A 19,555-nucleotide genomic window follows, 5' to 3' on the forward strand; every position below is an offset into this window, starting at 1 on the left:
CTCTAAACACCGTAGCCTATTGGAAAAACGCGACATTTAATGTCAATATCGCGCCTCCCCCTATTTCGTCGCCCCGTGCGGCTTACGCCGCAGGTCTCGCCCGTTTTTCAGTTAAACAAGGCTTTGAGTATCTGCGGTCTGTTGCAAAAAGGTAGTCAATGATGAGCGCAAGGCACTTTCTCTCCCTGATGGATTGCACGCCCGAAGAGCTGGTCAGCGTGATCCGTCGAGGCGTTGAGCTCAAAGACCTGCGTAACCGCGGCGTACTGTTCGAGCCTTTGAAAAACCGCGTCCTGGGGATGATTTTCGAGAAGTCCTCGACCCGTACCCGTATTTCGTTCGAAGCCGGCATGATCCAGCTCGGTGGCCAGGCGATCTTCCTGTCGCCGCGCGACACTCAGCTGGGCCGTGGCGAACCGATCGGCGACGCCGCCATTGTCATGTCGAGCATGCTCGATGCAGTGATGATCCGTACGTTTTCGCACAGCACCCTGACCGAATTCGCCGCCAATTCGCGAGTCCCGCTGATCAACGGCCTGTCCGATGACCTGCACCCGTGCCAGTTGCTGGCCGACATGCAAACCTTCCTCGAACATCGCGGTTCGATCCAAGGCAAGACCGTGGCCTGGATCGGCGACGGCAACAACATGTGCAACAGCTATATAGAAGCGGCGATCCAGTTCGACTTCCAGTTGCGCATCGCCTGCCCGGAAGGTTACGAACCCAACCCTGAGTTCGTGGCCAAGGCCGGCGATCGGGTAAGCATCGTCCGCGATCCGCAGGAAGCCGTGCGCGGCGCGCACCTGGTGAGCACCGACGTCTGGACCTCCATGGGCCAGGAAGAGGAAACCGCCAAGCGCCTGAAGCTGTTCGCACCGTTCCAGGTCAACCGTGCCCTGCTCGACCTGGCCGCGCCGGACGTGCTGTTCATGCATTGCCTGCCGGCCCACCGTGGCGAGGAAATCAGCCTCGACCTGCTCGACGACCCGCGTTCGGTGGCTTGGGATCAAGCCGAAAACCGTCTGCATGCACAAAAGGCCCTGCTCGAGTTTCTCGTCCCACCTTCGTACCATCACGCATGAGCCAGCCATTACTGCTGAACCTGCGCAATCTGGCCTGTGGTTATCAAAACCAGCGGGTTGTGCAGAACCTCAACCTGCATTTGAATGCCGGCGATATTGGTTGCCTGCTGGGCTCTTCGGGTTGCGGCAAAACCACCACTCTGCGGGCCATTGCCGGTTTCGAACCGGTGCACGAGGGTGAGATCCAGTTGGCGGGCGAGACCATCTCCAGCGCCGGTTTCACCCTCGCCCCGGAGAAACGCCGGATCGGCATGGTGTTCCAGGATTACGCGCTGTTTCCGCATTTGAGCGTGGCCGAGAACATCGCCTTCGGGATCCGCAAGCACCCGCAAAAGGATCGTGTCACCGAAGAATTGCTCGAATTGGTCAACCTGAAAAACCTCGGCAAGCGCTTTCCCCATGAACTGTCCGGTGGCCAGCAGCAGCGGGTTGCACTGGCCCGCGCCCTGGCGCCGGAACCGCAACTGTTGTTGCTCGACGAACCGTTCTCCAACCTCGACGGTGAACTGCGACGCAAACTCAGCCATGAAGTGCGCGACATTCTCAAGGCTCGCGGCACCAGTGCGATTCTGGTGACCCACGATCAGGAAGAAGCCTTCGCGGTCAGCGACCATGTCGGCGTTTTCAAGGAAGGTCGCCTGGAGCAGTGGGATACACCCTACAACCTCTATCACGAACCGCTGACACCGTATGTGGCCAGTTTCATTGGCCAGGGTTACTTCATTCGCGGTCAGTTGAGCAGCCCGGAGTCGGTGCAGACCGAGTTGGGTGAATTGCGCGGCAACCGTGCCTACACCTGGCCGATCGGTGGCGCCGTGGACGTATTGCTGCGTCCGGACGACATCGTCTATGCACCGTCCAGCCCACTGAGGGCGCAGATTGTCGGCAAGAGCTTCCAGGGTGCATCAACGCTGTACCGCTTGCAGTTGCCTACGGGCGCACAGCTGGAGTCGATTTTTCCGAGTCATGCCGATCATCTGGTCGGTGCTGAAGTCGGTATTCGGGTAGCGGCGGAACACCTGGTACTGTTCCAGGCCTCCGGCAGTACAGCGGCGCAGATTCCGACGATCGAGTCCGGGGTTCGGCGCTACGGCGCCGCCAGCTGACACCTGAATCCGTAGGAGCAGGGGGGCGCCTAGCCCTTGCCCACGAAGGCGTCATCCCAGTCAATGATGATGTCGACCGGGATGACGCCTTCGCGGGCAAGCCTCGCCCCTACCAAAAAATTATCCGAGCAATAATTTTCCGCTCGCGACCAGCGTCGCATTCCCGCCAATACTCACCCGATCCCCTTCCAGCTGACAAAACAACTCCCCGCCCCGCGCCGAGCACTGATAAGCCGTCAGATTCGACTTGCTCAAGCGTTTCGACCAGTACGGAATCAGGCTGCAGTGGGTTGAACCGGTCACCGGATCTTCGTTGATGCCGATCGCCGGAGCAAAGTAGCGCGACACAAAGTCATGTTTGTTGCCTTTGGCTGTGACGATGGCGCCCGGCCACGGCAGTTTCGCCAGGGCAATCATGTCCGGCTGACAATCGAGCACCGCCTGCTCGGACTCCAGCACCACGAACAATTCTTTCGAGCCCAGCACATCGACTGCCTCAACGCCCAAGGCGCGCTCGACATCCCGGGTCATCCCCACTTCCGACGGCACGACTGCCGGGAAATCCAGCCACAAGCGCCCACCCTCTCGGGTGACACTCAACGGGCCGGACTTACAGATGAAGTCCAGTCGCTCGACCGGTTCTTTATAGAGTTCAAAGAGCACGTAGGCGCTGGCCAGGGTCGCATGGCCGCACAATGGGACTTCAGTGATCGGGGTAAACCAGCGGATGCGCCAGACAGAACCCTCACGCACCAGGAACGCGGTTTCGGCGAGGTTATGTTCGGCGGCGATTTTTTGCATCAACTCATCGTCAAGCCAGGCATCGAGCCGGTACACCATCGCCGGATTGCCACTGAACGGCCTATCACTGAACGCATCGATCTGATGAAACTCAAGCTCCATGACACTGCTCCTTTTTCCAGGTCGCCGAGCATGAAACCATGGACAACGCTTCACCAGTGACAGAACGAATCAATTTTCACCATACAGCGCCAGGATGAAAACCCAAGCCCCTCTATTCAGGCACGACCGATATCGGCGAACTTCGCCTGGGTGTGTTCGGCCAACACGGCAGGCGCCAGCTCGACTTCCAGACCGCGCCGCCCGGCGCTGACGAAGATGCTGGAAAACGGCTGGGCCGAATGATCGATAAAAGTGCGCAGGCGCTTCTTCTGCCCGAGCGGGCTGATACCGCCCAACAGATACCCCGTCGAACGCTGCGCAGCGGCTGGATCGGCCATTTCGACTTTTTTCACGCCTGCGGCCTGTGCCAGCGCCTTCAAGTCCAGACTTCCGACGACCGGCACCACCGCCACCAATAACTCACCCTTCTCACTCGCCGCCAGCAATGTCTTAAACACCTGCGCGGGGTCCAGGCCCAGTTTTTCCGCGGCCTCCAGACCATAGGACGCTGCCTTCGGATCATGTTCGTAACTGTGCACGCGATGTTCGGCACGAACTTTTTTCAACAAATCCAATGCGGGGGTCATGACAGCTCCAGACTTGGCGGCAGAAGAAAAATACTGCGCAGGATTCTAGGTCATTGATCGATAAAAGGCTCTATTGCGCTGCTATTTCCAAGGCCTGGCCGGGCTTTCGGCCGGTCGTCCACACGCTTCTCGCCAGATGAACGATGCGATCATTCACAGGACTAATAGTTTAAATATGACTGATGGTTCACTTTCGACCTTTGACAGCAGTGCTTCTTGTCTATATTTTTTCGAATGTGAACACTGTACGAATGTCTCACCGCAGCACCCGGCAGTAAGCCGAGCACAGGATGGGGATCCTGCCTCGGTGAAAATCGCGCTTTGACCTCGATGGAAAAGCGCCAGACAACAACAAAAACGAGGTTTTCAATGACAACTGCGTTACAACAACCGTCGCTCTCGAGCCAATGCATGGCCGAGTTTCTGGGTACTGCACTGCTGATCTTTTTCGGTACCGGCTGCGTTGCCGCGCTCAAGGTGGCGGGTGCCAGCTTCGGGCTGTGGGAAATCAGCATCATCTGGGGGGTTGGCGTCAGCATGGCGATTTACCTCACCGCCGGCGTTTCCGGCGCTCACCTCAACCCTGCCGTGAGTATCGCGCTGAGCATTTTCGCTGACTTCGAAAAGCGCAAACTGCCTTTCTATATCTTCTCCCAGGTCGCCGGTGCCTTCTGCGGGGCATTGTTGGTTTACACGCTGTACAGCAACCTGTTCTTCGATTTCGAACAAACTCACCAAATGGTTCGTGGCACCGAAGCCAGCCTTGAATTGGCCTCGGTGTTCTCCACCTTCCCGAACCCTGCCCTGTCCACGGGCCAGGCCTTTCTGGTTGAAGTGATCATCACCGCCATTCTGATGGGCGTGATCATGTCGCTTACCGACGACAACAATGGCCTGCCCAAAGGGCCATTGGCGCCGTTGCTGATCGGTCTGCTGATTGCCGTGATCGGCAGCTCGATGGGCCCGCTGACCGGTTTCGCGATGAACCCGGCCCGCGACTTCGGTCCTAAACTGATGACTTTCTTCGCAGGCTGGGGTGAAATTTCCTTCACTGGCGGACGCGATATCCCGTACTTCCTGATTCCGGTTTTTGCACCGATTGTCGGTGCCTGTCTCGGTGCTGCAGCTTATCGGGGGCTGATTGCCCGTCATCTGCCCAGCGCCATACCTGCTACAAAGGACGCAGCACTGGCCATTGACGGCAAACCAAGAACGTCTTGAAACCGTTGGCGCGTGATCCTGCCCATTTTGATCCCGCGCCTGACTTCACTTCCTTATTTCGTCCAAGGCAATCGACATGACCGACATTCAGAATAAGAACTACATCATTGCCCTCGATCAGGGTACGACCAGCTCCCGCGCGATCATTTTCGATCGCGACGCGAACGTGGTTTGCACCGCCCAGCGTGAATTCGCACAGCATTACCCGCAAGCCGGTTGGGTCGAACACGACCCGATGGAAATCTTCGCCACCCAAAGCGCCGTGATGGTCGAGGCCCTGGCTCAAGCCGGCCTGCATCACGACCAGGTCGCGGCCATCGGCATCACCAACCAGCGCGAAACCACCGTGGTCTGGGACAAGACCACTGGCCGCCCAATCTACAACGCGATCGTCTGGCAGTGCCGCCGCAGCACCGAAATCTGCCAACAGCTCAAGCGCGACGGCCACGAGCAATACATCAGCGACACCACGGGCCTGGTCACCGACCCGTACTTCTCCGGCACCAAGCTCAAGTGGATCCTCGACAATGTCGAAGGCAGCCGTGAGCGGGCGCGCAAGGGTGAACTGCTGTTCGGCACCGTCGACAGCTGGCTGATCTGGAAATTTACCGGTGGCAAGGTGCACGTCACCGACTACACCAACGCCTCGCGCACCATGCTCTTCAACATCCACACGCTGGAGTGGGACGCGAAGATGCTGGACGTCCTCGACATCCCGCGCGAGATGCTGCCGGAAGTTAAGTCCTCGTCCGAAATCTACGGCCACACCAAAAGCGGCATCGCCATTGGCGGTATCGCCGGCGACCAACAGGCCGCCCTGTTCGGCCAAATGTGCGTCGAGCCAGGCCAGGCGAAAAACACCTACGGCACCGGCTGCTTCCTGCTGATGAACACCGGCGACAAAGCAGTGAAGTCCAAACACGGCATGCTGACCACCATCGCTTGCGGCCCGCGTGGCGAAGTGGCCTATGCGCTGGAAGGCGCGGTGTTCAACGGTGGCTCCACCGTGCAGTGGCTGCGTGACGAGTTGAAAATCATCAACGACGCCCACGACACCGAATACTTCGCCAACAAGGTCAAGGACAGCAACGGCGTGTACCTGGTGCCAGCCTTCACCGGCCTGGGTGCTCCGTATTGGGACCCGTATGCCCGTGGCGCGTTGTTCGGCCTGACCCGTGGCGTACGCGTGGATCACATCATTCGTGCCGCGCTTGAGTCGATTGCCTACCAAACCCGCGACGTTCTGGACGCCATGCAGCAGGATTCCGGCGAACGCCTGAAAGCCCTGCGCGTGGACGGCGGTGCAGTGGCGAACAATTTCCTGATGCAATTCCAGGCCGACATCCTCGGCACTCAAGTCGAGCGCCCGAAAATGCGCGAAACCACCGCGTTGGGCGCCGCTTACCTGGCGGGTCTGGCCTGCGGTTTCTGGGGCAGCCTGGACGAGTTGCGCGGCAAGGCGGTGATCGAGCGCGAGTTCGAACCAGCGCTGGACGAAACCGCGAAGGAAAAACTCTACGCCGGCTGGAAAAAAGCCGTCAGCCGCACTCGCGATTGGGAACCGCACGAAGGCGCTGAATAAGCCACCGACCGGACTCGTATCCGGTTGTAACTGGTAGGGAGCGGATTCCTGCGGCATCATGGGCAAATTTTGCACGGCAGCCCAAAGGAAGCCCCATGAATCTGCCTCCCCGTCAGCAGCAAATCCTCGAACTGGTCCGCGAACGCGGCTATGTCAGCATCGAGGAAATGGCCCAGCTGTTCGTCGTTACACCGCAAACCATCCGCCGTGATATCAATCAACTGGCGGAAGTGAATCTGTTGCGTCGCTATCACGGTGGCGCAGCCTACGACTCCAGCGTCGAAAACACCGCCTACGCCATGCGCGCCGATCAGATGCGCGATGAAAAGCAGCGTATCGGCGAAGCCATTGCGGCGCAGATTCCCGATCACGCCTCGCTGTTCATCAATATCGGCACCACCACCGAATCCATTGCTCGGGCGCTGCTCAACCACAGCCACCTGAAAATCATCACCAATAACCTGCATGTGGCCTCGATGCTCAGCGCCAAGGACGACTTCGACGTCCTGCTGACCGGTGGCAACGTACGGCGTGACGGTGGCGTGGTCGGTCAGGCCAGCGTCGACTTCATTAACCAGTTCAAGGTCGACTTCGCCCTGGTCGGCATCAGTGGTATTGATGAAGACGGCAGCTTGCTGGATTTCGACTATCAGGAAGTGCGGGTGTCCCAGGCGATCATCGCCAACGCCCGACAGGTGATTCTCGCGGCGGACTCCAGCAAATTCGGGCGCAACGCCATGATTCGCCTGGGTCCGATCAGCCTGATCGATTGCCTGGTCACCGACCAGCCGCCTTCGCCGGCCCTGGCGCAGTTGTTGAGCCAGCACAAGATTCGGCTGGAGGTCGTGTAAGCACATCCCCCCTGTGGCGAGGGGGCTTGCCCCCCCCGTTCGGCTGCACAGCAGACGCCAATCAGACAACATGTTCTTCCTGAGATACCGCGGTAGCCGGTTTTAGGGCCGCTTCGCAGCCCAGCGGGAGCAAGCTCCCTCGCCACAAAAGCACTCCCAACCATCATTCAATGTTCGAAAATTTTCCTTTAACGGCCCTTCGATCAGTATTTTCAATCGAAGCACGCTGGCTGTGGGCGTCTTTATGGGCTAGTATTTTCGCAAATGAACATTAATGTTCGAATTCAAATATAGAAATCCAAAAAGCCCGAGGCCAGCCGATGCCCACTTCTACCTTGCCTACGCCCCCTCTCGCCGAGGTCTACGATATCGCCGTCATTGGTGGTGGGATCAATGGCGTGGGGATCGCAGCGGATGCCGCCGGTCGCGGCCTTTCGGTGTTCCTTTGCGAAAAGGATGATCTGGCCAGCCACACCTCATCGGCCAGCAGCAAGCTGATCCACGGTGGCCTGCGCTACCTGGAGCACTATGAATTCCGCCTGGTGCGCGAAGCCCTGGCCGAGCGAGAAGTGCTGCTGGCCAAGGCGCCACACATCGTCAAACAGATGCGCTTCGTGCTGCCCCACCGCCCGCACCTGCGTCCGGCCTGGATGATCCGCGCCGGCCTGTTCCTTTATGACCACCTCGGCAAACGGGAAAAACTCGAAGGCTCGAAAAGCCTGAAGTTCGGCCCGGACAGCCCGCTGAAAAGCGAAATCACCAAAGGCTTCGAATATTCCGATTGCTGGGTCGATGACGCACGCCTCGTCGTACTGAACGCCATGGCTGCCCGCGAGAAAGGTGCCCACGTTCATACGCAAACCCGCTGCGTCAGCGCTCGTCGCACCAAGGGCCTGTGGCACATGAACCTGGAACGCGCCGATGGCAGCCTGTTTTCGATCCGCGCCAAGGCACTGGTGAATGCTGCTGGCCCATGGGTCGCCCAGTTCATTCGTGATGACCTGAAGATGGAATCGCCGTACGGCATCCGTCTGATCCAGGGCAGCCACCTGATCGTGCCAAAACTGTACGAAGGCGAACACGCGCACATTCTGCAAAACGAAGATCAGCGCATCGTCTTCACCATTCCGTACCTGAACCACTTCACCCTGATCGGCACCACCGACCGCGAGTACACCGGCGACCCGGCAAAAGTGGCAATCACTGAAGGCGAAACCGATTACCTGCTGAAAGTGGTCAATGCCCACTTCAAGAAACAACTCAGCCGCGCGGACATCCTGCACAGCTACTCCGGCGTTCGTCCGCTGTGCAACGACGAATCCGACAACCCGTCGGCCGTCACCCGCGACTACACCCTGGCGTTGTCGGGTTCTGGCGAAGAAGCGCCGTTGCTGTCGGTGTTCGGCGGCAAGCTGACGACCTACCGCAAACTGGCCGAGTCGGCGCTGGCGCAACTGGCCCCGTACTTCACGCACATCAAGCCAAGCTGGACCGCCAACGCTCCTCTGCCCGGTGGCGAAGACATGACGACTCCGCAGGCATTGAGTTCGCGGATCCGCGACAAGTTCGACTGGATCCCCACCGAGATCGCCCGTCGCTGGTCCACCACTTATGGCAACCGCACCTGGCGCATGCTCGAAGGCGTGGAAAACCTCGGTGACCTGGGTGAACACATCGGCGGCGGCCTCTACACCCGCGAAGTCGACTACCTGTGCAGCGAAGAATGGGCGACCACCGCCGATGACATCCTGTGGCGCCGCAGCAAGCTTGGGCTGTTCACCACTGCGGCGGAACAGCAAAGGCTCAAGGATTATCTGAACAAGCTCGAACAGAACCGCAGCAAAATCGAAGCGGCCTGATCGAATATCCGGTTAAACCAAAGCCCCTGAATCTCACGATTCAGGGGCTTTTTCATACCCGCATTATTGTAGGAGCGAGGCTTGCCCGCGAAGAACGATAAAGCGGTTCAACAGACAGACCGCAGTGCCCCCTCGCGGGCAAGCCACGCTCCTACAGTTGTGCGGGTTAATCCATTCGGTTTTCCGAACGCGACTCCTCGGTCGATTCGGAAAACCGGATCATCCGACAACAAACTCAACGTCACAAAAATTAAAACACTCTTAAAAATCAATAGCTTGCTAGATGATGCATGGTCTGGCACGAGTCATGCTCTACTCTCCCGGACGAATGTTTATTGCGCTACTCCTTCAGGAGCCGCCAGGCATTCGAAGCACCAAAAAAGGCCGATGAACTGGCTCCATAAAAAAAACAATGTCGAGGAAAATTTGATGCGCATCGTTCCCCATCTCCTGGGCGCAGCCATTGCTGCCGCTCTGATTAGCACTCCAGTTTTCGCCGCCGAACTCACCGGCACACTGAAGAAGATCAAAGAGTCCGGCACCATCACCCTCGGGCATCGTGACGCGTCCATTCCGTTTTCCTACATCGCGGACGCTTCCGGCAAACCGGTTGGCTACTCCCACGATGTCCAGCTGAAAATCGTCGAAGCCATCAAGAAAGACCTGGACATGCCCAACCTCCAGGTCAAATACAACCTGGTGACCTCGCAAACCCGTATCCCGCTGGTGCAGAACGGCACCGTGGACGTCGAGTGCGGCTCCACCACCAACAACGTCGAACGTCAGCAACAAGTTGACTTCTCCGTCGGCATCTTCGAAATCGGCACCAAGCTGCTGGCCAAGAAAGACTCGCCCTACAAAGACTTCGCCGACCTCAAAGGCAAGAACGTCGTGACCACCGCCGGCACCACGTCCGAGCGCATCCTCAAGTCGATGAATGCCGACAAGCAGATGGGCATGAACGTGATCTCCGCCAAAGACCACGGCGAATCCTTCCAGATGCTGGAAACCGGCCGTGCCGTGGCCTTCATGATGGACGACGCCTTGCTGGCCGGTGAAATGGCCAAGGCCAAGAAGCCGGATGACTGGGCCGTAACCGGTACACCGCAGTCCTTCGAAATCTACGGCTGCATGGTCCGCAAGGGCGACGCACCATTCAAGAAAGCCGTCGACGACGCAATCATCGCGACCTACAAGTCGGGCGAGATCAACAAGATCTACGAAAAATGGTTCATGCAGCCAATCCCGCCAAAAGGCCTGAACCTGAACTTCCCGATGAGCGACGAGCTCAAGACCCTGATCGCCAATCCGACCGACAAAGCGGCTGACGAAAAGAAATCCTGAGTTCTGACTAACGTTACCCCCTGAGAAGGCCTCTGCCCTTTCAGGGGTTGTCACTCCCTGCTGGCATTTCTGGAAACACTCGAACCGGTGGTTGTCGAGCCGTTCGCGTGTGCCTGACCGTCATCGGGCACTTGTACATCGATCGAATCCGAGGGGAGACCCTAATGAATTACAACTGGGACTGGGGCGTGTTCTTCAAGTCCACCGGCGTGGGCAGCGAAATTTATTTCGACTGGTACCTCTCCGGTTTGGGCTGGACCATCGCCATCGCCGTCGCCGCCTGGATCATCGCGCTGCTGCTGGGCTCGATCCTGGGCGTCATGCGCACGGTGCCGAATCGCATCGTATCGGGCATCGCAACCTGCTACGTCGAACTCTTCCGTAACGTGCCACTGCTGGTGCAGCTGTTCATCTGGTACTTCCTGGTGCCCGACCTGCTGCCGCAAAACCTGCAGGACTGGTACAAGCAGGACCTGAACCCGACCACCTCGGCTTTCCTCAGTGTCGTCGTGTGCCTGGGCCTGTTCACCACGGCCCGGGTTTGCGAACAAGTGCGCACCGGTATCCAGGCGCTGCCCCGCGGCCAGGAATCCGCTGCCCGCGCCATGGGTTTCAAGCTGCCGCAGATCTACTGGAACGTGCTGCTGCCCCAGGCTTACCGGATCATCATTCCGCCGCTTACCTCGGAATTCCTGAACGTGTTCAAGAACTCCTCCGTCGCGTCGCTGATCGGCCTGATGGAGCTGCTGGCGCAGACCAAACAGACCGCCGAGTTCTCCGCCAACCTGTTCGAAGCCTTCACCCTGGCAACGCTGATCTACTTCACCCTGAACATGAGCCTGATGCTGCTGATGCGCGCGGTCGAGAAGAAAGTCGCCGTGCCGGGCCTGATTTCCGTAGGGGGTAAATGATGGAATTCGACTTCTCGGGCATCATTCCGTCCCTGCCGGGTATGTGGAACGGCATGGTCATGACCCTCCAACTGATGGCCCTGGGCGTGAGCGGCGGGATCATCCTCGGCACGGTCCTGGCGTTGATGCGCCTGTCCCACAACAAACTGCTGTCGAACATTGCCGGCGCCTACGTCAACTACTTCCGCTCGATCCCGCTGCTGCTGGTCATCACCTGGTTCTACCTGGCGGTGCCGTTTGTATTGCGCTGGATCACCGGCGAAGACACCCCGATCGGCGCGTTCGCCTCGTGCATCGTCGCGTTCATGATGTTCGAAGCAGCGTACTTCTGCGAAATCGTCCGGGCCGGGGTGCAGTCGATTCCCAAGGGCCAGATGAGTGCCGCCCAGGCCATGGGCATGACGTATGGCCAGATGATGCGGTTGATCATCCTGCCGCAAGCGTTCCGCAAGATGACCCCGCTGCTGTTGCAACAGAGCATCATCCTGTTTCAGGACACCTCGCTGGTCTACGCGGTCGGCCTGGTGGACTTCCTCAATGCCTCGCGTGCCAGTGGCGACATCATCGGCCGCTCCAATGAGTTCCTGATTTTCGCAGGTCTCACGTACTTCATCATCAGCTTTGCCGCCTCGCAGCTGGTCAAGCGTCTGCAAAAAAGGTTCGCCGTATGATCTCTATCAAGAACGTCAACAAGTGGTATGGGGACTTCCAGGTACTGACTGATTGCAGCACCGAGGTCAAAAAAGGCGAGGTGATCGTGGTGTGCGGGCCGTCCGGTTCCGGCAAATCCACCCTGATCAAGTGCGTCAATGCACTGGAACCGTTCCAGAAAGGCGACCTGATCGTCGATGGCACGTCCATCGCCGATCCGAAGACCAACCTGCCGAAACTGCGCTCGCGGGTGGGCATGGTGTTCCAGCATTTCGAACTGTTCCCGCACCTGACCATCACCGAAAACCTGACCATCGCGCAGATCAAGGTGTTGGGCCGCAGCAAGGAAGAAGCCACCAAGAAAGGCCTGCAACTGCTTGAGCGCGTCGGGCTGTCTGCCCATGCGCATAAGCACCCGGGCCAGCTTTCCGGTGGCCAGCAACAGCGTGTGGCGATTGCCCGTGCGCTGGCGATGGACCCGATCGTCATGCTGTTCGACGAACCGACCTCCGCACTGGACCCGGAAATGGTCAACGAAGTGCTGGACGTGATGGTGCAACTGGCCCACGAAGGCATGACCATGATGTGCGTGACCCACGAAATGGGCTTCGCCCGCAAGGTCGCGGACCGGGTGATCTTCATGGACGCCGGCAAGATTATCGAAGACTGCAAGAAAGAAGAGTTCTTCGGCGACATCAACGCCCGTTCCGAGCGTGCGCAGCATTTCCTCGAGAAAATTCTGCAGCACTGAGAAGGAAGACACCGCTCCCCCAATTGTGGGAGCGGGCTTTTGTGGCGAGGGGGCTTGCCCCCTCACCACACAGCAACTCCCACAGGCCCCGTGGGGATATGGATATTGTGTTGTGGTTGACCCAAGGCTTCTGTGATGAAATGCGACTCCACCTTCTATCGCGCAGCGCCGCCATCACTCGCCGTGAAACCCCGTTTGATTCGCCATCTGTTCCTGCCGCCGCTGATCATCGCCCTGATGATTGGATTGGGTTACATCGGCTTCTGGGTCAGTGAACACTACGGCATTCGCAGCCTCAGCGAGAACGGCCAGCGTCAGCTGGAACTGCACGCGCGCGCCGTCGAAAGCGAGATCAGCAAATACACCTACCTGCCCAGCCTGCTGGAACTCGAATCGAGTGTTTCCAAGCTGCTGGCCGACCCGTCGCCGGAACTTCGGCAGACGGTCAACGAATACCTCGAAGGCCTGAACCGGCGCAGCCGCAGTCGGGCCATTTATGTGATGGACACCACCGGCCGCGTACTGGCCACCAGCAACTGGCGCGATGTCGACAGTTATCTGGGCGAAGACCTGTCCTTCCGCGCCTACTTCCAGAGCGCCGTGCGTGGCCAGCCGGGACGTTTCTACGGCATCGGCAGCACCAGCGGCGAACCCGGCTATTACCTGGCTCATGGCCTGGAGGAACATGGCAAGATCACCGGCGTCGCGGTGGTCAAGGTGCGCCTCGAAGCCATGGAAGAACGCTGGCAGCGCGCGCGCCTTGAAGCGTTCGTCAGCGACGAGAACGGCATCATCATTCTCTCCAGCGATCCGGCGCGGCGGCTCAAGTCGGTGCTGCCGTTGAGCGACGACACCAAGGAACGCCTGGCCCGCAGCCTTCAGTACTACTGGTATCCGCTGAATGAACTGCAACCGCTGGCCCGAGAGAAACTGGCTGAAGGCGAGGAGAAACTGACCTTCCCCGCCAACAGCGAACTGATGTCCGATGAAGAGAACATCAGCTACCTGTCGCAAACCCGGCCGCTGAGCGATACCCCGTGGAATTTCACCCTGCTCACGCCCCTGCAAGACCTGCGGCGTGAAGCGATCAATCAGGGGATTCTGGTGGCGGTGGCGTTTGCCCTGGTGGCCTTCCTGCTGATCGCCTGGAACGAGCGCCGCAAAGTGATCGCCACCCGCCTCGCGGCGCGGGAAGCCTTGCAGGAAGCCAACAATCAACTGGAGCGTCGGATTACCGAACGCACCACCGACCTGCGCGCCAGTAACGAACGGCTCAAGGGGCAGATTCGTGAGCGTCGACAGGCTGAAGAAACCTTGCGCCGCGCTCAGGATGAACTGGTCCAGGCCGGCAAACTGGCGGCCATCGGCCAGATGTCCACCAGCATCGCCCACGAATTGAACCAACCGCTGGCAGCCTTGCGGACCTTGTCCGGCAATACCGTGCGCTTTCTGGAGCGCGGTCAGCTGGATGTGGCCAGCACCAATCTCAAGACCATCAATGAACTGATCGACCGCATGGGCCGGATTACCGCCAGCCTGCGTTCTTTCGCCCGGCGTGGCGATGACCAAGGCCAGGCCAGCCTCGGCAAAGGCGTGGACGCCGCCCTGCAATTGCTGGGCAGCCGGATGGAAAGCGTACCGCTGCAACTGCACCGCGATTTCACCGACGTGCAGGTGCAGATCGACCAGACCCGTCTGGAGCAGATCCTCGTCAACCTGATCGGCAATGCGCTCGATGCCATGCAGTCGCAGCCCCAACCGGCGTTGTGGCTCGAAGGCGAGGAATTCGACGGCAAGTATCGCCTGCGGGTGCGCGACAACGGCCACGGCATCGATGCCGAAGCGCGCAAGCATCTGTTCGAACCGTTCTTCACCACCAAGCCCGGCGAACAGGGCCTGGGCCTCGGCCTGACCCTGTCGGCGAGCCTGGCTGCCGCCACGGGCGGGCATCTGGGTGTCGAACACCCGGCCAGCGGTGGTACCACCTTCGTCCTCAGTTTACCGTTGGTAAGCCCTACTCCCGCCGAGCCAATATGAACAACGACCTTAGTGTGCTGATCGTCGAAGACGACCCCCATGTGCTGCTCGGTTGCCAACAGGCGCTGACGCTTGAAGACATTCCCTGCATCGGCGTCGGCAGCGCCGAAGAAGCGCTGGAGCGGGTGGGCGATAACTTCGCTGGCATCGTCATCAGCGACATCCGCCTGCCGGGCATCGATGGCCTGGAACTGCTGACCCTTCTCAAGGCCCGCGATCGCAGCCTGCCGGTGGTGCTGATTACCGGCCACGGCGACATCTCGATGGCCGTCGGCGCGATGCAGAAAGGCGCCTACGACTTCATGGAGAAACCTTTCTCTCCCGAACGCCTGGTGGACGTCGCCCGCCGCGCGCTGGAGCAACGCAGCCTGGCGCGGGAAGTCACCTCGTTACGTCGACAACTGTTCGAGCGTGATTCCCTCGAAGGCCGGATCATCGGTCGCTCGCCGGCCATGCAGAACCTGCGGGAACTGATCGCCAACGTCGCCGACACCTCGGCCAACGTGCTGATCGAAGGCGAGACCGGCACCGGCAAGGAACTGGTTGCACGTTGCCTGCACGACTTCAGCCGCCGGCACAGCAAACAGTTCGTCGCGCTGAACTGCGGTGGCCTGCCGGAGAACCTGTTCGAAAGCGAAATCTTCGGCCACGAGGCCAACGCTTTCACTGGTGCCGGCAAACGGCGGATCGGCAAGATCGAACACGCCGATGGCGGCACGCTGTTCCTCGACGAAGTGGAAAGCATGCCGCTGCCGTTGCAGATCAAACTGCTGCGGGTGCTGCAGGAACGCACCCTCGAACGCCTCGGTTCGAACCAGAGCGTGGCGGTGGATTGCCGGGTGATCGCCGCGACCAAGTCCGATCTGGATGAGTCGAGCAAGGCCGGCGAGTTTCGCAGCGACCTGTATTACCGCCTGAACGTGGTCACCCTGGAACTGCCGCCGCTGCGCGAACGCCGCGAAGACATCCTGCAATTGTTCGAGCACTTTTTGCAGCAGTCATCCCTGCGCTTCGACCGCTCGCTGCCGGAACTGGACAACCAGACCGTGTCGATTCTGATGAGCCACGACTGGCCGGGCAACGTGCGCGAACTGCGCAACGTCGCCGAACGCTTCGCCCTCGGCCTGCCGGCCTTCAAGAAAACCGGCGCCAGCGGCGGCAATCAGGGCCTGGCTTTCGCCGAAGCGGTGGAAGCCTTCGAACGCAACCTGCTCAGTGACGCCTTGCAGCGCAGCGGCGGCAACCTGACCCAAGCCAGCCAGGAACTGGGGATGGCCAAGACCACGCTGTTCGACAAAGTGAAAAAATACGGGCTGAGCCACTGATGGACCTGATTTTCAAAGCAACCCTGGGCGCGGCAGTGGTGGTAATCCTCGCCATGCTGGCCAAGACCAGAAACTATTACATCGCAGGCCTGGTGCCGCTGTTTCCGACCTTTGCGCTGATCGCTCATTACATTGTCGGCAAAGGGCGTTCGCTGGATGACCTGAAGACCACCATCGTGTTTGGCATGTGGTCGATCATTCCGTACTTCGTCTATCTGGCGACCTTGTATGTGATGGTCGACCGGATGCGGCTGGAGGCTTCATTGGCGGTGGCAGCGGTGGCGTGGTTGATGGCGGCGACGGTGCTGGTCAGCGTGTGGGTTCGCCTGCACGGCTAAATTCAAAAAAATCGCGGCCTGCTGCATTTGCATACACCTGCAGGAGCTGCGAAGGCGGCTCCTGCAGGGGTAAGTGGTTACTGCCCGTAAACCTTCTGCAACTGCGTTGGTGTCAACGCATCCTCAAACGGCACCGGCACCGATTTTACCGCCCCATAGAGGTTGCGATAACGCCAATAGTTTCCGTTGTTGGCCAGTTGATAGCCACGCTCGACCACTCGCTGGCCATCAAGGTTATAACGCAAGGTTTCCTGGGCGGTCGCTGGCGGTGTCGGCTGCATCAGGTCAGTGGCCAGAACCCGCATCGATTCATCGATACACTCGTCGAGCACCGCCGTGACCTTCGCCAAATCGAATCCGCCATCGTCAATGCACTGCTTGCCGCAGCGCCGAATCGGCTGGCTGACCACTTCGATCCGCATGCGATACAGCGCCGAACCGGCAATATCCTGGACCTGCACCTGATTGATCAGCACGAAACTGCCGCGATCGGGGGTAAGCATCAGTTTGGGCTCAATCACCAGGTGTGCGGTGACCTGCCCTTCTCCTTGCTTGAACCCGGCCGCTTGCGAAGCCTGTTGATAGCGCTGTTGCAGGCGCTCCTGCAATGGAACGCCTGCAAGCAAGTCGGCCATCGGTCGCGCCTCGTTGAGCGCGGTTTTTTCCGCATCGCGCTGCAAGCTGCCGCTGCCCATCTGGGTGTTGATCAGGCTGGCCACCAGCAAACCGGCAAGCCCGGCACCGTTGCCTGAACTGGCCACCAGATTATGACTCGACGACGCAGCCTTCAAAGCCGCCTGCGAGTCAATCACGGTGCTGGCCCCCACAAAGGATGGCGGCAACTGCACGTCGACCTTAAGCCCGTGGGCCTGGACGTAAGGCAAGGCACTCTGGTCCTTGAAACCGGCCTCAGGAGCCGGTTTTTGCGCACACCCCGTCAGCATCAGCAGGGCCAGCGCACCCGCCACTATGGGCAGGCGCGTCATTGCGCGAACGGGGTGATCATTTGCTGACGGCTATTGTCCATAGCCTGATAGAACGCGTTGGACAAGTTGGTATAGGTCGGCTCGTCCCATTCGCCCTGGGCGGCTTGCGTAGCGACAAAGGGTTTGAACCACAGCAGTTTGTTGTCTGCCAGATCGATCACCATGCCCTGTCCGCCCACCTGCGCCATCGGTACGCTGGTCGGCACAACGCTGTAGTAGCTGCGGGTGGCACCGGTGGCGTAGACATTCACCAGCAGCAGACGATCGACGCCGTAGGCGGCCTTGACCGGCGTCATGTCACGGGTCATGTAGCCTTCGCGGAAACTGGTTTCCTTATACGCATTCAGGTCGACCGGCTCGTTGATCCGCTTGGCTTTGTAACCCTTGGCCTGCAGCTTGGCGACAAGGACATCCGGCAAGGTGTGAAGGTCGCCCACTTGCCATTTTGCGACGTTGTCACTGAGCTTGCTGTTAACGCCCTTGTTGATGGCGTAATCGAGAATCCCCTGATTGCCGGTCAACGCCAGCACCGGCTCCGGCACCACAGTGATCGCCACGCCGATAGTCGGCTCTTTGGCATCCCAGAATTGATGATCCAGCGGTACTGGAGGTTGCACGTGGGCACAGCCAGTGAGGGTCAGGCAGGCGAGCAACGTCAGTGCTGCCCAAGTGCGTAGAGCGTGAAGATTCATGGATCAAGTCCCTATGATTATTAGTGATGTTGCCTATGTCGGCAGCATCGGCAAAAACCGTAGTGGCACATTGATATATTTTTCAACCACCCGAGGGGCCGCTGCACGCAGCAGATCCCTTGTGGGAGCGGGCTTGCTCGCGAAGGCAGTGTGTCAGTCGACATCTGCTTTGACTGATACACCGCCTTCGCGAGCAAACCCGCTCCCACAATTGGATTTGGGTGTTACAGAAGATTGCGTTCGGCCACGGGATCAATCTGCGCCCAGTGCGAAGTATCTTCGCGATGGGCCTGCAAATACGGCAACACCGCCGCCAGCAACGGTGCCTTGAACGCTTCCTGAAAACGATGGGCCAGCCCCGGAATCAACTTCAACTGACTGCCACGAATGTGTGCCGCCAGATGCACACCATGCATCACCGGCAACAACGGATCAGCGGTGCCGTGAACCACCAGCGTCGGCACCCGCAGTTGGTTGAGCAGATCCACACGACTGCGCTCGGCAAGGATCGCCATGATCTGGCGCTTAACGCCTTCCGGGTTAAACGCCCGGTCATAAGACAGCGCAGCTTGATGCAGCAACACCTGACGATCATCACTCACTGACGGGCTGCCCAGCGCCGCCAGCAAATCGGCCTGCTGCTCCAGCGCCACTTCGCGACTTGGCGCGCTACGACGGGCGAGCAACTGCAACAGCGCCGCACTCGGCGCCGGCAAGCCTTCGGCTCCGGAACTGGTCATGATCAGGGTCAGGCTCTCGACCCGTTGCGGTGCCATCGCCGCCATGTGCTGGGCAATCATCCCGCCCATGCTCGCGCCCAACACGTGGAATTGATCGACGTGCAACGCGTCCATCAGGCCAAAGGCATCGTCCGCCATGTCGGTCAGGGTGTAAGGCGCCGACACTGGCAACCCGAGTTTGTAGCGCAGCACTTCGAACGTCAGATTGGCCTCAGCGGGTGCCTGCCGCCAGGTCGACAGGCCGACATCGCGATTGTCATAGCGAATCACCCGAAAACCCTGCTGACACAGCGCGACCACCACCTCGTCCGGCCAGTGAATCAACTGCCCACCCAGGCCCATCACCAGCAACAACGCAGGGTCGGACGCACGGCCGATGCTCTGGTAAGCCAGACTCACCTGATCCAGATCGACATGTTCGGTTGGAACGTTAACGTCGCAACGAGACGCCGCAAGAGACGGAAAATTGAACAACACAGCGATCAGAAAGACCGCTGTGGATAAAAATCGTGCACGCATGAAAAACACCGAAACGCAGAACTCCAGTAGAGCGCGAGTCTGATGAAGTTTGTACAAGCGCGCTGCCACA

18 protein-coding genes are annotated in these 19,555 nt (G+C 59.4%); 13 read left to right on the top strand and 5 right to left on the bottom strand.

Annotated features, from left to right (window positions below; translation table 11 throughout):
• The first annotated feature begins 161 nt into the window (after positions 1–161).
• Both argF and JUI81_RS16710 read left to right on the top strand, forming a co-directional pair.
• The gene (argF, locus tag JUI81_RS16705) at positions 162–1,082 is read left to right on the top strand and encodes an ornithine carbamoyltransferase (RefSeq protein WP_019581556.1); all 921 of its coding nucleotides are present in this window, start codon (positions 162–164) and stop codon (positions 1,080–1,082) included.
• Positions 1,079–2,188 carry an ABC transporter ATP-binding protein gene (locus JUI81_RS16710; RefSeq protein WP_019581557.1) on the top strand — a complete coding sequence of 370 codons (1,110 nt, stop codon included), beginning with the start codon at positions 1,079–1,081 and terminating at the stop codon, positions 2,186–2,188. Before argF ends, JUI81_RS16710 begins: the two co-directional genes overlap by 4 nt.
• A gap of 120 nt (positions 2,189–2,308) precedes the next feature.
• Here the strand turns inward: JUI81_RS16710 and JUI81_RS16715 are convergent, their stop codons facing one another.
• The gene (locus tag JUI81_RS16715; protein ID WP_019581558.1) at positions 2,309–3,091 is read right to left on the bottom strand and encodes a PhzF family phenazine biosynthesis protein; all 783 of its coding nucleotides are present in this window, start codon (positions 3,089–3,091) and stop codon (positions 2,309–2,311) included.
• Between the two features lie 116 nt (positions 3,092–3,207).
• On the bottom strand, positions 3,208–3,678 hold the full coding sequence (ybaK, locus tag JUI81_RS16720; RefSeq protein ID WP_007938929.1) for a Cys-tRNA(Pro) deacylase: 471 nt from the start codon (positions 3,676–3,678) through the stop codon (positions 3,208–3,210).
• Between the two features lie 369 nt (positions 3,679–4,047).
• On the opposite strand from ybaK, the gene JUI81_RS16725 reads away from it, so the two are divergent.
• From JUI81_RS16725 to JUI81_RS16775, 11 genes are all read left to right on the top strand, one after another.
• Positions 4,048–4,899, top strand: a complete 852-nt coding sequence (locus JUI81_RS16725) for an MIP/aquaporin family protein (RefSeq protein WP_019581559.1) — start codon at positions 4,048–4,050, stop codon at positions 4,897–4,899.
• Between the two features lie 76 nt (positions 4,900–4,975).
• Complete coding sequence (glpK, locus tag JUI81_RS16730) at positions 4,976–6,481, top strand: glycerol kinase GlpK (RefSeq protein WP_018926616.1); 1,506 nt, start codon at positions 4,976–4,978, stop codon at positions 6,479–6,481.
• Between the two features lie 95 nt (positions 6,482–6,576).
• Entirely contained in the window at positions 6,577–7,332 is a 756-nt protein-coding gene (locus tag JUI81_RS16735) for a DeoR/GlpR family transcriptional regulator (RefSeq protein ID WP_007938932.1), read from the top strand.
• A gap of 320 nt (positions 7,333–7,652) precedes the next feature.
• Entirely contained in the window at positions 7,653–9,191 is a 1,539-nt protein-coding gene (gene glpD / locus JUI81_RS16740) for a glycerol-3-phosphate dehydrogenase (RefSeq protein WP_204124681.1), read from the top strand.
• Positions 9,192–9,620: 429 nt separating this feature from the next.
• The gene (locus JUI81_RS16745; RefSeq protein WP_204124682.1) at positions 9,621–10,535 is read left to right on the top strand and encodes a glutamate/aspartate ABC transporter substrate-binding protein; all 915 of its coding nucleotides are present in this window, start codon (positions 9,621–9,623) and stop codon (positions 10,533–10,535) included.
• A 164-nt stretch (positions 10,536–10,699) separates the two neighbouring features.
• Positions 10,700–11,446: an amino acid ABC transporter permease gene (locus JUI81_RS16750; protein ID WP_018926619.1), complete on the top strand. Its 747-nt coding sequence runs from the start codon at positions 10,700–10,702 to the stop codon at positions 11,444–11,446.
• Positions 11,446–12,117 (top strand): amino acid ABC transporter permease, encoded by a 672-nt coding sequence (locus JUI81_RS16755; protein ID WP_018926620.1) that lies wholly within the window; start codon positions 11,446–11,448, stop codon positions 12,115–12,117. Before JUI81_RS16750 ends, JUI81_RS16755 begins: the two co-directional genes overlap by 1 nt.
• A complete protein-coding gene (locus JUI81_RS16760; protein ID WP_019581562.1) occupies positions 12,114–12,848 on the top strand; it encodes an amino acid ABC transporter ATP-binding protein in 735 nt (244 codons plus the stop codon). Before JUI81_RS16755 ends, JUI81_RS16760 begins: the two co-directional genes overlap by 4 nt.
• Positions 12,849–12,983: 135 nt before the next feature.
• Positions 12,984–14,885 (top strand): sensor histidine kinase, encoded by a 1,902-nt coding sequence (locus tag JUI81_RS16765; RefSeq protein WP_204124683.1) that lies wholly within the window; start codon positions 12,984–12,986, stop codon positions 14,883–14,885.
• Positions 14,882–16,210, top strand: coding sequence for a sigma-54 dependent transcriptional regulator (locus JUI81_RS16770; protein WP_204124684.1), 1,329 nt, complete (start codon positions 14,882–14,884; stop codon positions 16,208–16,210). Before JUI81_RS16765 ends, JUI81_RS16770 begins: the two co-directional genes overlap by 4 nt.
• 8 nt (positions 16,211–16,218) lie before the next feature.
• Positions 16,219–16,548 (top strand): GlpM family protein, encoded by a 330-nt coding sequence (locus tag JUI81_RS16775; RefSeq protein ID WP_172901245.1) that lies wholly within the window; start codon positions 16,219–16,221, stop codon positions 16,546–16,548.
• 77 nt (positions 16,549–16,625) lie between these two features.
• Here JUI81_RS16775 and JUI81_RS16780 read toward each other — a convergent pair whose 3' ends face one another.
• The 3 genes from JUI81_RS16780 to JUI81_RS16790 all read right to left on the bottom strand — a co-directional run bounded on the left by JUI81_RS16780 (position 16,626) and on the right by JUI81_RS16790 (position 19,485).
• Positions 16,626–17,534 (bottom strand): hypothetical protein, encoded by a 909-nt coding sequence (locus JUI81_RS16780; RefSeq protein ID WP_019581566.1) that lies wholly within the window; start codon positions 17,532–17,534, stop codon positions 16,626–16,628.
• A complete protein-coding gene (locus tag JUI81_RS16785; RefSeq protein ID WP_105345038.1) occupies positions 17,531–18,226 on the bottom strand; it encodes a hypothetical protein in 696 nt (231 codons plus the stop codon). The genes JUI81_RS16780 and JUI81_RS16785 overlap by 4 nt, the downstream gene beginning before the upstream one ends.
• Positions 18,227–18,450: 224 nt before the next feature.
• Complete coding sequence (locus JUI81_RS16790) at positions 18,451–19,485, bottom strand: alpha/beta fold hydrolase (RefSeq protein WP_204124685.1); 1,035 nt, start codon at positions 19,483–19,485, stop codon at positions 18,451–18,453.
• Positions 19,486–19,555: the final 70 nt, after the last annotated feature.

It is taken from the genome of Pseudomonas sp. 008 (genome assembly GCF_016861935.1).
Classification (GTDB): domain Bacteria; phylum Pseudomonadota; class Gammaproteobacteria; order Pseudomonadales; family Pseudomonadaceae; genus Aquipseudomonas.

Excerpts from the sequence above, each read along its gene's own strand:
- argF (WP_019581556.1), top strand. The coding sequence starts at position 162 with ATGAGCGCAAGGCACTTTCTCTCCCTGATGGATTGCACGCCCGAAGAG.
- JUI81_RS16710 (WP_019581557.1), top strand. The coding sequence starts at position 1,079 with ATGAGCCAGCCATTACTGCTGAACCTGCGCAATCTGGCCTGTGGTTAT.
- JUI81_RS16715 (WP_019581558.1), bottom strand. The coding sequence starts at position 3,091 with ATGGAGCTTGAGTTTCATCAGATCGATGCGTTCAGTGATAGGCCGTTC.
- ybaK (WP_007938929.1), bottom strand. The coding sequence starts at position 3,678 with ATGACCCCCGCATTGGATTTGTTGAAAAAAGTTCGTGCCGAACATCGC.
- JUI81_RS16725 (WP_019581559.1), top strand. The coding sequence starts at position 4,048 with ATGACAACTGCGTTACAACAACCGTCGCTCTCGAGCCAATGCATGGCC.
- glpK (WP_018926616.1), top strand. The coding sequence starts at position 4,976 with ATGACCGACATTCAGAATAAGAACTACATCATTGCCCTCGATCAGGGT.
- JUI81_RS16735 (WP_007938932.1), top strand. The coding sequence starts at position 6,577 with ATGAATCTGCCTCCCCGTCAGCAGCAAATCCTCGAACTGGTCCGCGAA.
- glpD (WP_204124681.1), top strand. The coding sequence starts at position 7,653 with ATGCCCACTTCTACCTTGCCTACGCCCCCTCTCGCCGAGGTCTACGAT.
- JUI81_RS16745 (WP_204124682.1), top strand. The coding sequence starts at position 9,621 with ATGCGCATCGTTCCCCATCTCCTGGGCGCAGCCATTGCTGCCGCTCTG.
- JUI81_RS16750 (WP_018926619.1), top strand. The coding sequence starts at position 10,700 with ATGAATTACAACTGGGACTGGGGCGTGTTCTTCAAGTCCACCGGCGTG.
- JUI81_RS16755 (WP_018926620.1), top strand. The coding sequence starts at position 11,446 with ATGGAATTCGACTTCTCGGGCATCATTCCGTCCCTGCCGGGTATGTGG.
- JUI81_RS16760 (WP_019581562.1), top strand. The coding sequence starts at position 12,114 with ATGATCTCTATCAAGAACGTCAACAAGTGGTATGGGGACTTCCAGGTA.
- JUI81_RS16765 (WP_204124683.1), top strand. The coding sequence starts at position 12,984 with ATGAAATGCGACTCCACCTTCTATCGCGCAGCGCCGCCATCACTCGCC.
- JUI81_RS16770 (WP_204124684.1), top strand. The coding sequence starts at position 14,882 with ATGAACAACGACCTTAGTGTGCTGATCGTCGAAGACGACCCCCATGTG.
- JUI81_RS16780 (WP_019581566.1), bottom strand. The coding sequence starts at position 17,534 with ATGACGCGCCTGCCCATAGTGGCGGGTGCGCTGGCCCTGCTGATGCTG.
- JUI81_RS16785 (WP_105345038.1), bottom strand. The coding sequence starts at position 18,226 with ATGAATCTTCACGCTCTACGCACTTGGGCAGCACTGACGTTGCTCGCC.
- JUI81_RS16790 (WP_204124685.1), bottom strand. The coding sequence starts at position 19,485 with ATGCGTGCACGATTTTTATCCACAGCGGTCTTTCTGATCGCTGTGTTG.